General features: G+C 37.1%; 14 protein-coding genes. 5 read left to right on the forward strand and 9 right to left on the reverse strand.

From position 1 onward, the window contains the following. Positions 1-65: 65 nt before the first annotated feature. The gene (locus D3P12_RS02985) at positions 66-443 is read right to left on the reverse strand and encodes a DUF3127 domain-containing protein (RefSeq protein WP_118193600.1); all 378 of its coding nucleotides are present in this window, start codon (positions 441-443) and stop codon (positions 66-68) included. Positions 444-516: 73 nt separating this feature from the next. On the opposite strand from D3P12_RS02985, the gene D3P12_RS02990 reads away from it, so the two are divergent. Beyond that, positions 517-1,674 (forward strand): THUMP domain-containing class I SAM-dependent RNA methyltransferase, encoded by a 1,158-nt coding sequence (locus D3P12_RS02990; RefSeq protein ID WP_118193601.1) that lies wholly within the window; start codon positions 517-519, stop codon positions 1,672-1,674. A gap of 71 nt (positions 1,675-1,745) precedes the next feature. Here D3P12_RS02990 and rplS read toward each other — a convergent pair whose 3' ends face one another. The 5 genes from rplS to D3P12_RS15300 form a co-directional block, all read right to left on the reverse strand. After that, entirely contained in the window at positions 1,746-2,093 is a 348-nt protein-coding gene (gene rplS / locus D3P12_RS02995) for a 50S ribosomal protein L19 (protein ID WP_118193602.1), read from the reverse strand. Between the two features lie 118 nt (positions 2,094-2,211). Beyond that, positions 2,212-2,889 carry a tRNA (guanosine(37)-N1)-methyltransferase TrmD gene (gene trmD / locus D3P12_RS03000; protein WP_118193603.1) on the reverse strand — a complete coding sequence of 226 codons (678 nt, stop codon included), beginning with the start codon at positions 2,887-2,889 and terminating at the stop codon, positions 2,212-2,214. Positions 2,890-2,893: 4 nt separating this feature from the next. Then, a complete protein-coding gene (gene rimM, locus D3P12_RS03005) occupies positions 2,894-3,418 on the reverse strand; it encodes a ribosome maturation factor RimM (RefSeq protein ID WP_118193604.1) in 525 nt (174 codons plus the stop codon). A 72-nt stretch (positions 3,419-3,490) separates the two neighbouring features. Continuing rightward, on the reverse strand, positions 3,491-4,054 hold the full coding sequence (locus D3P12_RS03010; RefSeq protein ID WP_118193605.1) for a 30S ribosomal protein S16: 564 nt from the start codon (positions 4,052-4,054) through the stop codon (positions 3,491-3,493). A gap of 119 nt (positions 4,055-4,173) precedes the next feature. Beyond that, entirely contained in the window at positions 4,174-4,314 is a 141-nt protein-coding gene (locus tag D3P12_RS15300) for a hypothetical protein (RefSeq protein ID WP_157970244.1), read from the reverse strand. A gap of 110 nt (positions 4,315-4,424) precedes the next feature. Between D3P12_RS15300 and D3P12_RS03015 the strand changes: the two genes are divergently transcribed. Further along, positions 4,425-6,602, forward strand: a complete 2,178-nt coding sequence (locus tag D3P12_RS03015; protein ID WP_118193606.1) for a bifunctional alpha,alpha-trehalose-phosphate synthase (UDP-forming)/trehalose-phosphatase — start codon at positions 4,425-4,427, stop codon at positions 6,600-6,602. On the opposite strand, the gene D3P12_RS03020 is transcribed toward D3P12_RS03015, so the two are convergent. Then, the gene (locus D3P12_RS03020) at positions 6,599-8,398 is read right to left on the reverse strand and encodes a glycoside hydrolase family 15 protein (protein ID WP_245977372.1); all 1,800 of its coding nucleotides are present in this window, start codon (positions 8,396-8,398) and stop codon (positions 6,599-6,601) included. The two genes, D3P12_RS03015 and D3P12_RS03020, sit on opposite strands and share 4 nt — an antisense overlap. 134 nt (positions 8,399-8,532) lie before the next feature. Here D3P12_RS03020 and D3P12_RS03025 point away from each other — a divergent pair, with 134 nt between their 5' ends. The 3 genes from D3P12_RS03025 (at position 8,533) to D3P12_RS03035 (ending at position 14,203) form a co-directional block, all read left to right on the forward strand. Continuing rightward, positions 8,533-10,389, forward strand: a complete 1,857-nt coding sequence (locus D3P12_RS03025) for an ABC-F family ATP-binding cassette domain-containing protein (RefSeq protein ID WP_118193608.1) — start codon at positions 8,533-8,535, stop codon at positions 10,387-10,389. A gap of 32 nt (positions 10,390-10,421) precedes the next feature. Then, entirely contained in the window at positions 10,422-12,281 is a 1,860-nt protein-coding gene (mnmG, locus tag D3P12_RS03030) for a tRNA uridine-5-carboxymethylaminomethyl(34) synthesis enzyme MnmG (RefSeq protein ID WP_118196944.1), read from the forward strand. A gap of 77 nt (positions 12,282-12,358) precedes the next feature. Then, positions 12,359-14,203, forward strand: a complete 1,845-nt coding sequence (locus D3P12_RS03035) for an Ig-like domain-containing protein (RefSeq protein ID WP_118193609.1) — start codon at positions 12,359-12,361, stop codon at positions 14,201-14,203. Here D3P12_RS03035 and D3P12_RS03040 read toward each other — a convergent pair whose 3' ends face one another. Next, positions 14,204-14,719 carry a gamma carbonic anhydrase family protein gene (locus tag D3P12_RS03040; RefSeq protein WP_118193610.1) on the reverse strand — a complete coding sequence of 172 codons (516 nt, stop codon included), beginning with the start codon at positions 14,717-14,719 and terminating at the stop codon, positions 14,204-14,206. It lies immediately after the preceding gene. Between the two features lie 8 nt (positions 14,720-14,727). Further along, positions 14,728-16,314 (reverse strand): L-aspartate oxidase, encoded by a 1,587-nt coding sequence (gene nadB / locus D3P12_RS03045; RefSeq protein ID WP_118193611.1) that lies wholly within the window; start codon positions 16,312-16,314, stop codon positions 14,728-14,730. Between the last annotated feature and the right edge of the window lie 443 nt (positions 16,315-16,757).

Below are 16,757 nucleotides of genomic sequence, written 5' to 3' on the forward strand. Positions count from 1 at the left end.
TTTATATTTTCCTAACCAAAAACGGCCCCGTAATGCGGAGCCGTTTTCAATATATTCAAATTAGATTAGAAAGGCAGATCATCTTCTCCACTGTCAGAAGAAATATCGATCGGTGGCGCCGAATCCGGCTGATTCTGATAACCTGCTGCAGAAGATGTATCAGTATTTACTTTATTTACTCTCCAAGCTACCAAAGAATTAAAATATGTTGTTACACCTTCTTTGTTCGTCCATGGCCGCCCTCTCAAATTAAATGATACGGTTACTTCATCACCAAGATTCAGATTATCAAATAAATTCACTCTGTCTTGCGTAGCCTCAAACTTTATATATTCAACAAATTGTGGATTTTCAGCATATTGCACTACTAAATCACGCTTCTTAAATGTATCGGTAACTTGCTGCACCTGGCCAATTTCATGTACTTTCCCAGTAATTTCCATACGATTAAATATTAATAAACCGTAAAAATAAGGAATTTAAGTTACAATAATCTGTACCTTCGCATATTAATATATGCAAGTTTTCAACAATACATCCAAAGTAATTATAACCTGTAATAAGCGTTTAGCTCCCTATTTATCACAGGAAGTTGAAGAGTTAGGGTTTGAGAATATCCGTGTTTTCCCAACACGAGTAGAATTGAACGCAAGTCTGAATGACTGCATTAAACTTAACTTGAATTTACACTGTGCTAGTCAGATCCTCTATTCTATAAAAAGTTTTCAAGCGCAAAACGGTGACGATCTATATCGAGAGATTGCTTCCATTGCTTGGGAAGAAATTATCGACTTTAATGGGTATGTATCTGTTAATTCAAACGTTACGAACGAAACGATTACAACACCGTTATTTGCTAACCTGAAAGTTAAGGATGGCATCGCGGATCGAATTAAAGCGCGGAAAGGTCTACGACCCAATAGCGGTCCCGATTTACACAAAACTGTCATCCATTTGTATTGGCAAGACACACAGGCTGAAGTATTTATCGACACCTCCGGCGAAACATTGGCAAAACACGCCTATCGCAAACACCCAGGTAAAGCCCCCATGTTAGAGGCATTAGCTTCGGGCGTTATTTATTCTTTAAAATGGGATCGGCAAACTCCATTCATAAACCCTATGTGTGGCTCAGGAACACTTGCTATTGAAGCCGCTCTTATCGCTACAGGTCGAAAACCAGGCTTATTTCGAATGAATTATGGGTTTATGCATATATTAGGGTACCAAGAAGAAGTTTTCTTCGAGGAACGCCGCCAGTTAAAAGCCCGTATTGATAAAACAAAAAAGATTAAGATCATTGCGAGTGATATTTCGGAAGAGGCGATTGAACTCGCACGTAAGAATGCCAAAACTGCCGGAGTCGACACCCTTATCGATTTTTTTGTTCAAGACTTCCGAAAAACCCCCATCGAACCGAGTCCGGGCGTTATTGTATTTAACCCAGAATACGGGGATCGTTTAGGAGTACACTCCAAACTAGAATTAGTTTACAAAGCTATGGGCGATTTTATGAAGCAATCTTGTAGAGGATATATGGGTTACATTTTTACAGGGAACCCAGAACTTGCCAAAAAAATCGGACTTCGAGCGTCACGAAAAATAGAGTTTTACAATGGTAGGCTTGATTGCAGATTGTTAGAATATGAATTGTATGAAGGCTCAAAAAGGTAGAGAGCATTTCGTATACAAATAAGAAAGCCTGATGAATTCATCAGGCTTTCTTATTTGTATTTTTATAAAAGCTAAATTCGTTTCGATTTAATACGAGCAGCTTTACCTGTACGGCTACGTAAGTAATAAATTTTAGAACGACGAACCTTTCCGAAGCTATTCACCACAATTTTTTCAATATTAGGGGAGTTTATCGGGAAAATACGTTCTACACCAACACCATTAGAAATCTTTCGCACAGTGAATGTTTCACTTGTTCCAATACTGTTTCGTTGTATTACAACTCCTTGATAAACCTGAACACGTTCTTTATTTCCTTCACGTATTTTATAATGAACACTAATCGTGTCTCCTGCCTTAAATGCGGGAACTTCGTTTTTCGTTACCGCTTGTTCTTCTACAAACTTTACTAAATCCATGATTTCAAGTAATTAATGACGATTTTTAACCCGTAAAAATCGGATTGCAATATTAGTTAATTTATTTTATATTTTATATACTTATTTCAAAATAATTTGAGCATTAAAAACCATACACTCAATTATCTAATAAATCTGGTCTACGCTCCTTCGTACGTGCGACAGCTTGTTCATATCTCCAATTCTCAATAGCAGACTGATTTCCACTTAATAAAATCTCTGGCACTTTAACACCTTCCCAATTTGCTGGTCTCGTATACACTGGTGCATCAAGTAACCCTCCTTGGAAAGAATCAGACAATGCCGAAGTTTCATCTGAAAGAACACCCGGAATAACTCTGATAATAGCATCTACCAAAATAGCCGCCGGCAATTCTCCACCGGACACAACATAATCACCAATAGATATCTCACGACTCACATATAAATCTCTTATTCTCTGGTCAATACCTTTATAATGTCCGCAAAGAATAATAATGTTCTCATAAATGGCCAACTCATTCACAGTATCCTGTTTAAGAGAAGAGCCATCTGGCGTCATAAAAATAACCTCGTCATAACTACGTTCTCTTTTCAATGCCCCAATGCAAGCGGCAAAAGGCTGAATCGACATTACCATCCCACTACCGCCGCCGTAAGGATAATCATCAACACTTTTATGCTTATTATCTGAATAGTCACGTAGGTTATGCACATGAATCTCCGCCAGTCCTTTATTTTGTGCTCTTTTCAATATCGAATGAGCAAAAGGGCTTTCCAATAAGTCCGGCAAAACTGTTATAATATCAACCCTCATTATTTTAGCTTAGATATATATCAATTAATCCTTCAGGTAGACTTACATATAGTTCTTTTTTTTCCTCATCAACCGTTGTAATAAAATCATCGCTTAACGGAAACATGACTTGTTTGGAATTGAAGAACACGGTTGCTATATACTGTTGAGGATATTCATCTATTGCTTCGATAATACCCAAGTTTCCATGAGTTGACTCAATAACCTCAAAGCCTTTCAGATCTTCCATATAAAACTCATCATCATTTCTGACAGGCTTTCTGTCATCTGGCAGAAAAATGCTTTTATGAACGAGATTTTTTGCTTGGTCTATATGATCAATATCATCTATAAAAAAATATCCCGTTTGATTTGCCTGAAGACGATAGGAACCAACGAAAAAGGGAACCAATTGTCGATCAATCTCGACGTAAATAGAATCGAGCTCAAGCAACTCTGGATCCTCAAAATCAAAAAACAGCTGTAATTCTCCCTTTAACCCGCGAGTTTTCGTGAAATAACCTATTCTAAAATAACCTTGGTGATCCATACTCCATCAAAAAAAATGTCATTCTAAAGAAGTTTCTATTAGAATGACATCCCGTTTTTTTGAAAATAATATTTATTCCTCGGTAGAAGTTTCTTCAGATGCCGAAGCTTCTTCAGATGTCGAATTTTCTACTTCAGTACCGGCTTCCTCTGAAACTTCTTCATTTTCGTCTGCTGGAGGGGTATTCTTAGCAACAATAGCTGCAGCTTTAGCCTCTTTCTTTTTTGATTCAGCAGCTAAAGCAGCTTTCTTTGTTTCAGACGTAGCGTCTGCAATGTTTTTCTTTTTATTGTTAATCTGGTCCTCTTTACTTGTTAACCACTCTTGGAACCGAGCTTCAGCAGTAGCTTCGTCGAACGCCCCTTTTTTAACACCTCCCAAAAGATGTTTTTTGTACAATACTCCTCTATAAGAAAGAATCGCACGTGCTGTATCAGTAGGTTGCGCTCCTTTGTTCAACCAATCTAACGTCTTATCAAAATCAATAGAAACTGTAGCGGGATTCGTATTAGGGTTATATGAACCTAAACGTTCTATAAATTTTCCATCTCTCGGAGCACGAGAATCAGCTACTACTACGTGGTAAAAAGGTTTTCCTTTTTTACCAAATCTTTGCAATCTTATTTTAGTTGCCATTTTTAATATTTTATGTATTCAACATATTCCCGGAGCAACATGCTGCGGGGCTGCAAAGATATTAATTTTTTACATAAAAAAATGAAATTATTTTAGACTAAGCCGCTGGGCGCGACTATCTAAGCCAAATCAACAAGCAAAACCAGCCAACAAGCAATGCCACAGCGATTATCCAGCCCATCCACCCTTTCACCGTAGCGGGTATATGATGAAAGGTTTTCCTGAACAAATACAGTCCAAAAAGCGTAATAACAACGCATACAACCAAGAATTTCATGTGCAAAAATGTACATTATCAATCATAATTCATATATTATACAAAACAATTTATCATATATACTGTCATTCTATTTGATTAACAACCAAAATCGTGAGCAAAACAATTATCGTATCAAATCGACTTCCCTTAAAAATAACCCATGAAGATTCTGAATTGGAATTTAGTCCCAGTGAAGGTGGATTAGCTACTGGACTCGGATCCATTTATAAAGAAAAGAACAATATTTGGATCGGGTGGCCGGGCATGGTCGTAGCAGAAGAAGAAAAAGCGTTCGTAAATGAGAAATTAAAAGATTTAAGCTTGGTACCCGTATTTTTAACCGAAGAAGACATAATTGGGTATTATGAAGGTTTCTCGAATGAGATTCTTTGGCCGGTGTTTCACTACATATCAACGTATGCTCGTTTCGATTTAGATAAATGGGAATCCTATAAAAATGTCAACCTTAAATTTGCTGAAGTCATATCAAAATATGTAGAACCGGGTGACACTATTTGGGTTCATGACTATCAATTATTGCTTTTGCCCAATATTCTTCGTGAATCATTCCCCGAGATATCTATAGCGTTTTTTCAACATATACCGTTCCCTTCACAAGAGCTCTTTAGAATGATTCCGTGGCGCGAAGAACTACTTTCCGGAATATTAGGCGCTGATTTAGTCGGTTTTCATACTTACGATGATGTACGTCATTTTATTAGCGCAGCAACACAATTATTAGATTTACATGTTGATGGAAGTCTAATTAAAATGGACGAAAGAGCAATTGCCGTTGAACCATTTCCGATGGGGATCGATAGTGAAAAATTCTCAGCACTCTCTGAAACGGATTCAGTTAAGACTTTGGAAACAACGATAAAGTCCTACTATCAAGATCAAAAGATTCTGCTCTCTATAGACCGATTAGACTATAGCAAAGGTATTATTCAACGCTTAGAAGCTTATAATCAGTTTCTTGAAGATAATCCTGAATATCACGAGAAGGTCGTTCTATTAATGATTGTGGTCCCTTCGCGCGACAATGTCCCTGAATACCAACGATTAAAAGATGAGATTGACCGCTTAGTAGGAAATATCAGCTCACTTTATAGAAAATATAATTGGGAGCCTATAGCGTATTTTTATAATAGCTTTCCAATTGAATATCTATCTGCTCTTTACAACATAGCCGATGTCTGCTTAATTACCTCTATGCGGGACGGCATGAACCTCGTTTGTAAAGAATATATTGCTAGCAGGAATGATAACACTGGCGTCCTTATCTTAAGTGAAATGGCTGGTGCATCGAAAGAGCTCAATGATGCGATTATTATTAACCCCAATAATATACACGAGGTCAAGGAAGCATTTATCGAAGCACTCAATATGCCAGAAGGTGAAATGAAAGAAAGGATGGCTACAATGCGTGAGTTAGTATTTAAATACAACATAGACCATTGGGTAAAAATATATATGACACGTTTATCAGAACTAATCGAGATCAAAACGTCTATGAAAACACGTGTTGTAAAAGAATCTCTTCGGAACGAGATTCTTAGTCTTTACAAGCTTGCTACCAAACGACTTATTTTATTAGATTACGATGGCACACTCGTTGGTTTCAAAAAGCAAATCGATTCGGCGTCTCCAGATTCAGAGCTCGATGAAATTTTAGAGAATTTCATTAAAGACAAGAAAAATAAGACAACCATTATTAGTGGAAGGAAACATCAAACATTAGAAAAATGGTTCGGAAATAAGGAATTGGTTCTCGTTGCAGAGCATGGGGCTTGGTTGAAAGAAGCCCATAGCGCGTGGAAAGAAAAGGAAGGGCTTTCCGATTTTTGGAAAGAAGAAGTGCATCAACTGATGGATGATTTTTGTGATCGGACTCCTGGGTCTTTTATTGAGGAAAAAAGCTATTCACTAGTCTGGCATTACCGTAAAGTTCAAAAAGGATTGGGATCCTTACGAGCAAATAACTTAACGGACAATCTACGATATATTATTCCCGGCTATGGACTGCAACTTTTAAACGGAGATAAAGTCGTCGAAGTAAAACAATCAGAGGTGAATAAAGGAAAAGCAGCCTTGAGTCTACTAGAAAAAGATAACTATGATTTTATTTTAGCGATAGGAGATGACTATACCGACGAAGATATTTTTAAAGTTCTGCCAGCTGAAGCTATTACAATCAAAGTAGGAAATCAACTGTCATCCGCTCGCTTCTCTTTAAAAAGCCATATTGAAGTTCGAGCATTTTTGAAGCATTTAGTAAATATTGATTAAGTCTGGTTTGATAAAAACGATGGTTTATCCAATTTTTGAGAAATACGATAAACCGCATTCATAAGCCCGACATGGCTATATGCCTGCGGAAAGTTACCCCATTGACTACCGTCATTTTCATCTATATCCTCACTAAATAACATAAGATGGTTCCCATAACCCAGTAACCTTTCGAATGTTTCTTGCGCCTCCTCAATCCGACCAACACTTGCCAAAGCCTCTACATACCAAAAAGCACAAATTAAAAACGTCGTCTTCGGTTTTCCAAAATCATCCTCATGAATATAGCGGTAAAACAGTCCTTCCGGTGTTTTCAACTCCCGTTCTAATGCCTTCAGATGATCTCTGGCTCTCTGAGAGTTGGGATCCAAGTAATTCATCATAATTAGTTGAAGAGTACTTGCATCTAAATGTGGGCTATCCACCGCATGAGTATAAACATTTCGCTCAGGATCGTAGCAAGCTTCAATATGTTTACTCGCTCGTTTAATGAGATTTCGGGCGCGGTTCTCTACTTTTTTATCACCAATCAGCAACGCTATTTTTAAAGCAGCGTGGCTTCCCGCCCATTGAAAAAGATTACTATAACAATGCTTATTTGCAAAATTTCTGAATTCCCAAAGACCCGCATCTTGTTCATCGATGGTGGTTTCTATTTTGTCTAATAAGAATGAAACCCATTGACTAGAATCAGTACGTTCTTTAAATACAAACCGATAATCAGTATATAAAGGCAGTACAGAAAGCATAGCTTGTCCGTAAACATCGTTTTGGACATGTTCGTAGGCCTGATTACCTATTCGAACAGGCTGGTTATTCAAAAACCCACTCAAATGATCCAACGTACTTTCCGTCAAATCCTTTGCTCCCGAAATACTATATAAGGGTTGGAATCGCCCTTTTTCTTCGTAAGAAATATTAGCTATATATGACGCGTATCGTTCCATCTCTTCAAAATGACCAATATGGTTCAACGCAGTCAAGATATAAAAGCTATCCCTTAACCAACAGTATCGATAGTCCCAATTTCGCCCGCCTCCATCAAATTCTGGTAAACTTGTCGTCCCAGCGGCAATAATAGCTCCTGTGTCCTCAAACTGATGGATTTTTAGTGCCAAGGAAGATCTTATGACTACCTTTTGATAAATAGGAGCAATCGTTGAATGCTTAATCCACAACCGCCAGTAATTAATCGTCTCCCGAAGAAAACGCTCAGCTGTACTGACAATAGGCGCCTCTAGTGGGACACCATATGTAAGAAATAGATAACGTGTTTCAGTTAGAACAAACGAACGCTGTTCAAGCAGATTAGTAGCCGGAATATCCGTTGTTAAACGTATTAGTTCTGGTCCGCCGTGAAATTCAAGATGATTGCTGCCTCGGTGTGCCTTGAGTGTTAATCGCCCATAGTCATATTTTGGTTCACAGGTTATTTTTATTTTAGGATTTCCTTTAATAGGCTCTATTTTCCGGATTAACATCAATGGTTTAAAATATCGATCGTATTGTTTGAAGCGCGGGCAAAAATCAGTTACCCTATAGACACCATCCTCAGAAGTAATTTCAGTGCGTAAAACGTTTGTATTTTCTATATAATATTGCTCCGACTCAAAATCACCTTCGTGGGGTTTAATAGAAAACGTACCACCCTTTTCTTCATCAAGCAGGCTACCAAACACAAAAGAACTATCAAATCGTGGCCAACACAACCAAGAGATATTCGTATCTTTATTAACGTATGCCAAAAATGCACAATTACCTATTATTCCACTTTCGTAAGTTTTTCTCATTTTCATAACGGATCTTTAACAATAGAGCTTTATTTCAAGGTTTGTATCCAAATACCATGCCTCCAAATGAAATTCGTATTTTTGCAAAAAATAAGTTAGCAAAATATAGTAGAATATTCTTTTAATTCAAAAACGATTACGTGAGCATTCTTTCAACAGAAAAATTGGGACATAACTATGACGGCCGTTGGTTGTTCAGAGATATATCTTTCGGGGTGCAACCGGGAGATAGAATTGCATTGGTCGGAGCGAATGGTGCTGGAAAATCTACCTTATTGAGAATCCTAGCTGGGAGGGAAGTTGCAAGTGAAGGAAAAGTAGTAACTGAAAAGGATATAGCTATTGGTTATTTAGAACAAAATCCTGACTTTCAGATATTTACAAATATTAATAGCTTCATATTTAACGCTGAAAACGAACAACAACAACTTATTAGTGAGTATGAACGTTTAATCTTAAGCGATGATGTAGATGAGAAAAAGCTTACGCAGATTACAGATAAACTGAGTGCATCCAATGCCTGGGAGTACGAATTTAAGATCAAGACGATTCTTAGTCGACTAGGTATAACAAATTTAAATCAATCAATTGAAAGTTTGTCCGGAGGGCAACAAAAACGTCTCGCATTAGCCAAGCTCTTGATAAGTGACCCGGAAGTCTATATTCTTGATGAACCTACCAATCACTTGGATATAGAAACAATAGAATGGCTTGAAACGCTGTTAACGACTAGTCAAAAAACCATTATATTTGTAACACACGATCGTTACTTTCTGGATAATATTTGTACAGAAATTCGCGAGTTAGAAGACAATGTTCTTTACAGGCATGAAGGAAAATATGAAACTTTCCTGGTCAGAAAATCAGAACGTGAAGAATCCAACGCAACCATTTTACAGAAAAATAAAAATTTATTAAGAAAAGAACTGGAATGGATGCGGCGACAACCTCAAGCACGCGGAACGAAGTCAAAATCTAGAATAGATGCATTTCACGAACTAGAATCCAAAGTCAGAACCGGACGAACCAAGGATACACTTCAATTAAGTGTAGAAATAGCACGCCAAGGAAACAGTATATTAGAGGTAAAAAATATATCAAAAGGATTTGGCACAAAACAAGTAATTGAGAATTTTAGTTATGTATTTAAAAAAGGTGATCGGATTGGAATCGCTGGTCAAAACGGAACTGGAAAATCTACATTTTTAAATATACTGACTGGCGAATTACTTCCGGATGCGGGCAATATAATTAAAGGAGAAACCACTGTATTCGGATATTATCATCAACTGGGTCTTGAATTACCGGAAAATGTCAGAGTAATTGATATAGTTAAAGAAGTCGCCGAGTACATAAAAATGTCAAATGGAGAATTGATCAGTGCATCTCAATTGCTAACTCAGTTTCTATTTCCGCCAGAAAAACAATACGGTTTTGTAAGTAGTTTAAGTGGAGGGGAACAGAAGCGTTTACAACTTTTAAAGATTCTCATCAAAAATCCAAACTTTCTAATTCTCGACGAACCATCCAATGACCTCGATATAGACACACTAAATATATTAGAAGAATTTTTAGAAGGTTATCCCGGTGTTTTGATGATTGTATCTCATGACCGATACCTGTTAGACAAGTTAACAGAACAGCTTTTTATCTTTACTGACTCAGCTTCAATTACAATTTATAATGGTAATTATAGCGACTTCAAAACAGAAAAACTAAATCAAGAAAAAGAGGAGAAAGCGAGAAATAAAAAGGTAATAGAAAAGCTTGAACCAAAAAAAGAAAAAAAGATATCTTATAAAGAAAAAAAAGAACTTGAGACATTAGAGACTGTCATACCAGATCTTGAGTCTAAAATATTAGCTTTAACAAATCAGATGAATACTGTTACCGATCATGAAACTCTAAATGAGATAGCACATAATATAAGATCATTGAATTCTGAACTTTCTTTAAAAGAAGACCGCTGGATAGAATTAAAAGAAAAAGAAGATTAATGTTCCACGTGGAACATTCAAAAAATATAGAGATGTTTAAAAAATATAACGTAATTATTGTAGGAGGAGGTCATGCGGGTTGCGAAGCGGCAATAGCAGCGTCGAATCTAGGTTCGAGCGTTTTACTCGTGACCATGAATATGACAACCATCGCTCAAATGAGTTGTAATCCTGCTATGGGAGGCGTGGCAAAAGGACAAATCCTTAGAGAAATAGATGCAATGGGAGGTATCTCTGGGATTGTAGCAGACAAAACTACGATCCAATTCAGAATGCTCAATAAATCAAAGGGGCCCGCCATGTGGAGCCCTCGTACCCAGAACGATCGAATGCGATTTTCTGAAGAATGGCGACTTCAACTGGAAGCACGCCCAAACATCGATTTTTGGCAAGACACCGTTAAAGAAATACTGGTAAAAAATGGACGAGCTACAGGCGTAAAGACCTCTCTAGGCCTCGAGATCGAATCGGACAGTGTAATCCTTACTAACGGAACATTCCTAAATGGATTAATCCATATCGGAGAAAAGAAAATCGGCGGGGGAAGAGCCGGAGAGAAGGCAGCTACCGGGCTTACTGAACAATTAACACAGTTAGGGTTTACATCAGGCCGTATGAAAACAGGTACTCCTCCCCGAGTAGATGGAAGAAGCCTGAATTATAGTTTGATGGAAGAGCAATGGGGAGACGAAAAGCGAGGTAAATTTTCATTTACTGATATCGAGGTTCCAAAAAAACAACGCTGCTGTTGGATTACCTACACGAACGAAAATGTACATGATACATTGAAAGAAGGATTCGAAAAATCACCAATGTTCACAGGCCGGATAAAGGGTTTAGGACCTCGATACTGCCCCTCAATTGAAGATAAAATTAACCGTTTCGCTGAGCGTGATCGGCATCAAATATTCGTAGAACCGGAGGGATGGAATACCGTTGAAATATATGTCAATGGTTTTTCAACATCACTTCCGGAAGATGTCCAATATAAAGCACTAAAAAAAATACCAGGTTTCGAAAATGCGAGAATGTTCCGACCGGGTTACGCGATCGAATATGATTTTTTCCCGCCAATGCAGTTAGATGCGACATTGGAAACATTTTTAATAAAGAATTTATTCTTCGCTGGCCAAATAAATGGAACAACGGGTTACGAGGAAGCCGCAAGCCAAGGCCTTATCGCCGGTATTAATGCACATCAGCGCATTAACGATCAACATGAGTTGATATTACGAAGATCAGAATCTTATATTGGGGTATTAATTGACGATCTCGTAACTAAGGGTACCGACGAACCATATAGAATGTTTACCTCAAGAGCAGAACACCGTCTACTTCTACGACAAGATAACGCGGATGAACGACTTACGCCATTGGCTCATAAACTAGGTTTGGTTAGTGATGAACGTTTAACAGAAGTAAATAATAAGATAGAAAATACCAACAAAATTATTGACTATCTTTCCAAAGTATCAATGGATAAAAATGATATTAATCCGATTCTAAAAGAGAAAAATAGCAGCCTCCTCAGTCAAAATATTAAGATGATTAATCTTCTTACCCGACCACAATTGAATATTTTTGACCTAGCAAAGGCTGACGCTTCCTTCCAACAATTACTTTCAAACTTCAACGAGGAAACTATTGAACAAGCAGAGATAAAGGTAAAGTATAATAGCTACTTTGAAAAAGAAGTAGAGTTAGTTAATAAAATGAAAAAAATGGAAGATCAAAGTATTAATCCAAACTTTGACTATTCAACGTTGAATTCGCTGTCAAAGGAAGCAAGAGAAAAATTGAGTCGAATAAAACCGAGAACAATAGGGCAAGCATCTCGAATTTCCGGCGTTAAACCTTCAGATATCAGTGTTCTCATGGTATATTTATCATAACAAACTAATAATCAATACTTTATATAGATATAAATTCGAGTTATTTTTATGCGATATAACCGACTATTTTAAAAAATATGACAAATAGTACCAAAAAGAACAAAAAATCACCAGATGAGCTTAAAATAGGCTTAAATCAGATTTGTATTTTTTTTATACATTTTATTGCCATATTATCATTCTTTCCAGGCTGTGCCAGCATTCAGCAACCAACTGGTGGCCCGAAAGACTCAATACCACCAAAAGTAATTAGTGAAACACCCCCTAATTTGACAAGAAATTTTTCAACGCGAGAGGTAACAATAGAATTTGATGAATACGTTAAACTCAATAATGAATTTCAAGAATTCAGCATTTCGCCTGATGTTGATGTACCGCCTGAATATAAAATTCGAAAAAAAACACTAATTATCACACTCCCCGATACACTCGCTGAAAATACGACGTACTCCATAAACTTTGGAGAAGGGTTAGTCGATTTTAATGAATCAAATCCCTTGGTAAACTATCGCTACGTCTTTTCCACAGGCGACGAAATCGATTCACTCTCTGTCTCAGGAAACGTAATAAATGCTATCTCCCTTGAACCAGAAACGGATATAAATGTACTCCTCATACCGATATCTCAAGATTCTATTTTTGGTAAAAAGAAAGCAAACATATTTACCAAAACCGATAGTTCCGGAAACTTTATCTTGCAAAACTTAAGTGAAACCGCCTATCGTATTTATGCTTTAAAAGAAGAGGCTGCTGATCGTATTTACAACAATCCAGGAGAAGAAATAGGCTTTTTGGGAGATAGTATTTATCTCGATAGAAATATAAGCGGTATAAAATTAAAAACGTTTAAAGAGATTCCCGAAAATTTCAGAATCCTTGACAGGAAGATAGAAAATAGTGGCCGACTATTATTCGTTTTTAATAAGTCACTCCAAGATCCAACAATAAACATCCTGGATAACGATAATCTCAATACAAATAAAATAGTTGAATTCACGAATCTAAGAGATAGCGCGTACGTCTGGCTACCACAATTAGAATTTGATACTATTAACGTACAAATAAATGATAATAACCAAGCTTTAGACACCGTCACCTTGCGAAGAAACAAGAATGACGAATACGACCGTTCAATTACGATAACAGATAATTTAAGCAACCAACGCGTAGATCAAGTCAGGAATATAGTCTTCACAGGTTCTGCGCCTATTCAATCAGCTGACCTTTCAAAAATTAAACTTATAGAAGATACGACTGTTAGAACTAATTTTCAACTGTCTTTGGATAAGGAAAATAGCAGACGCGCATATCTACGCTATAGATGGCGACCCAAGAGAACATATGTACTTGAGTTACAAGAAGGCGCATTCATCGGCCAATTCGGAGAACTATCAAAGGATGGACAAAGGAAATTTACCTACGACGATTCGGGTAATTACGGAGATATTGTTCTCGATATTCAATTACCCGATTCTAACAGCTATATCATAGAGGTGATAAAAGAAGATAAATCCCAAGTTATTCAAGCACATGTTATCGACCGATCACAAAAAATAACCTATAAGCAATTGCCAGGACAGAATTATACGGTTCGAGTAGTATATGACGAGAACAAGAACCGAAAGTGGGATACAGGAAATTTAAAAACTAAAACCCAGCCAGAACAATTATGGTACTGGGATAAAGTAATTACTGTAAGACCAAACTGGGAACAAGAAGAAATAGTAAATGTACCAAGTATCGAAACAGTTAGAAATTTGGTGCCGGAAACACGTCCAGATACAGTGGAAACTGAAGATAATTCAACTAATCCATTGGATGAACCCTATATAAAATCCGGAACCTTAGTTCCCGCAACAAATACAAAAACCGAGACAACAGAGGAGGAAAAGCCCAATGTAGAAGAGGGCAAAAAGCCTTAACTACTCATCTTTGAACCAAGTCGAGTACATTACATAATTGTGTGGGAGTTTATCCAACATGGATTTCTGAGAGTCCGTAATAGGTTTAATCTTTCGTGCAGGAATTCCAGCATATACATATCCAGACTCACAGTGCATATTTTCTAAAACTACTGCACCAGCCGCGATAATAACATATTCTTCGACAATAGCATGATCCATTACAATTGCACCCATTCCTATCAATACGTGATCCTTTATATTACAACCATGTACTAACGCTTGGTGACCGATGGAGACATAATTTCCAACATTAGTTGATGCCCCTTCATAAGTACAATGAATTATCGCGCCGTCCTGTATATTCGTATAATTCCCTATACGAATAGAATTTACATCACCCCTAATTACTGCATTAAACCAAACGGAACAATTCTCTCCCATTATAACATCTCCCACAACCGTTGCGTTATCAGCCAAATAACAAGACGTTGGTATACTCGGGTCAAAACCCCTCACAGAACGAACTAAAGCCATAATATCCCTTAAAAAATTGTATCGTGAATGTCTTCTGCATGTTTCGGATAATCCGTCGTATAATGTAAACCCCGACTTTCCTTTCTAAGTAATGCACTCTTAATAACAATGAACGCTACTTGAATAACATTCCTCAATTCACAAAGTTTAACGGATAACCGCGTATTTTTATAAAAACTCTCCGTTTCCTCATATAATAAGCCCAATCTCCTCATCGCCCGGTCCAAACGAAAATCCGACCTTACAATTCCCACATAATCACTCATAATCTTCTGCGTTTCTCTCAGATTATGCATAACTAAAATATCTTCGTTAGATAATTGCGTATTTGATTCGTCCCAATCAGGGATATCATTAGGTATTTGATATGAATCAAATTTAGCAGATGAATCCTCATAAATACGGTGGGCAAAAACAGATGCTTCCAGCAGCGAATTCGAAGCGAGTCTGTTGGCGCCATGCAATCCGGTAGAAGCACATTCACCACAAGCATACAATCTATTAATACTTGTTTTTCCCCACTCATCAACATAAATACCACCGCATAAATAATGAGCAGCAGGTGCAACAGGTACATAATCTTTTGTAAGATCAATTCCTATACTCAAACATTTCGCATAAATATTAGGAAAATGGGACAAAATATCCTCTTTAGAACGATGAGTGACATCTAAATAAACATAATCTTCACCTGATTTTTTCATTTCAGCATCAATCGCGCGAGCTACTATATCCCTCGGGGCTAACGATCCACGCTCGTCATATTCAAACATAAATTCATCACCATTCAGTCTTCGCAATATTCCTCCAAATCCGCGCAAAGCCTCGGAAATAAGAAAGGCTGGATATTCTCCTGGATTAAAAAGTGACGTAGGGTGAAACTGAATGAATTCCATATTCCTTACTTTTCCTTTCGCCCTATAAACCATAGCAATCCCATCACCAGTCGCGATAACGGGATTCGTTGTACTCGAATAAATATGACCAGCTCCACCGGTAGCCAAAACGGTTACTTTACTCAAAAACTTTTCGACCTTATTGTCCTTCGTATTCAATGCATAAATACCATAACAATCGATATCATCAGACTCCCGATCCACATAATTTCCTAAGTGATGTTGTGTTATCAGATCGATAGCAAAATAATGAGTTAATACCTCTATATTATTATTCTCATGCACTTTACTTAACAAAGCTCTCTCTATTTCGAAACCGGTGATGTCTTTATAATGCAAAATCCTGTTCTCAGAATGTCCTCCTTCTTTCGCCAAATCATACTGTCCGGTACCCATCTTATCAAAGTGAGTCCCATAATCTATAATTTCTTGCACCCTGGACGGACCTTCTTTCACAACGATTTCCACAATGTCTTTATCACACAGACCATCTCCAGCTATCAGAGTATCAGCTATATGCTTCTCAAACGAATCAGACTTATCCACAACAGCAGCTACGCCGCCTTGCGCATACTTTGTATTGGATTCATCTTCGTTAGACTTTGTAATGATAAGAACCTTACCGTGTTGCGCTGCCTTTAATGCATAACTCAATCCAGCTATCCCGGATCCTACAACTAAGAAATCAACATTGTACATTGAAAAAAATTATTACTTTTTATTTATTCACGACCATCGGTTAATAACCATGCGATCCATGTGTAATTTTTGTGAATTAATCGTTAACTATAGTCCTCACGGATTAAAAATAGTTAAAAAACATAAGTATTGAACAAACAACTTATTTATTATACAGTAGAAATACCCATTTATTCACCTTCTTGAGTATAGTCTTTAATCCACATAATAACTTTGCCAAAAAATACCCCAATTAAAATGAGCCTTAATTTTCAGCGTATTACGTATAAAACGCTGTGAATAATATGTGAACAAAAAAACAATAAGAATAAAAGCAATTTCCAATCATCTATTTTCTTCACAATACCAACACTATAATAAGTAATAAGATTCTTTTTATATAAAATAAATTGTTCTTTGTTGTTGGTGGTGTTAGCAAGCTACCTTAAGCGGGAAGTGGGAAT

The sequence above is a fragment of the Pedobacter indicus genome (genome assembly GCF_003449035.1).
Classification (GTDB): domain Bacteria; phylum Bacteroidota; class Bacteroidia; order Sphingobacteriales; family Sphingobacteriaceae; genus Albibacterium; species Albibacterium indicum.

Bases quoted from the DNA above. Each gene is read 5' to 3' on its own strand.
- nadB (WP_118193611.1), bottom strand. From the start codon at position 16,314: ATGTACAATGTTGATTTCTTAGTTGTAGGATCCGGGATAGCTGGATTG.
- mnmG (WP_118196944.1), top strand. From the start codon at position 10,422: ATGTTTAAAAAATATAACGTAATTATTGTAGGAGGAGGTCATGCGGGT.
- D3P12_RS03010 (WP_118193605.1), bottom strand. From the start codon at position 4,054: ATGGCAACTAAAATAAGATTGCAAAGATTTGGTAAAAAAGGAAAACCT.
- D3P12_RS02990 (WP_118193601.1), top strand. From the start codon at position 517: ATGCAAGTTTTCAACAATACATCCAAAGTAATTATAACCTGTAATAAG.
- D3P12_RS02985 (WP_118193600.1), bottom strand. From the start codon at position 443: ATGGAAATTACTGGGAAAGTACATGAAATTGGCCAGGTGCAGCAAGTT.
- rplS (WP_118193602.1), bottom strand. From the start codon at position 2,093: ATGGATTTAGTAAAGTTTGTAGAAGAACAAGCGGTAACGAAAAACGAA.
- D3P12_RS03035 (WP_118193609.1), top strand. From the start codon at position 12,359: ATGACAAATAGTACCAAAAAGAACAAAAAATCACCAGATGAGCTTAAA.
- rimM (WP_118193604.1), bottom strand. From the start codon at position 3,418: ATGGATCACCAAGGTTATTTTAGAATAGGTTATTTCACGAAAACTCGC.
- D3P12_RS03020 (WP_245977372.1), bottom strand. From the start codon at position 8,398: ATGAAAATGAGAAAAACTTACGAAAGTGGAATAATAGGTAATTGTGCA.
- D3P12_RS03040 (WP_118193610.1), bottom strand. From the start codon at position 14,719: ATGGCTTTAGTTCGTTCTGTGAGGGGTTTTGACCCGAGTATACCAACG.
- D3P12_RS15300 (WP_157970244.1), bottom strand. From the start codon at position 4,314: ATGCGTTGTTATTACGCTTTTTGGACTGTATTTGTTCAGGAAAACCTT.
- trmD (WP_118193603.1), bottom strand. From the start codon at position 2,889: ATGAGGGTTGATATTATAACAGTTTTGCCGGACTTATTGGAAAGCCCT.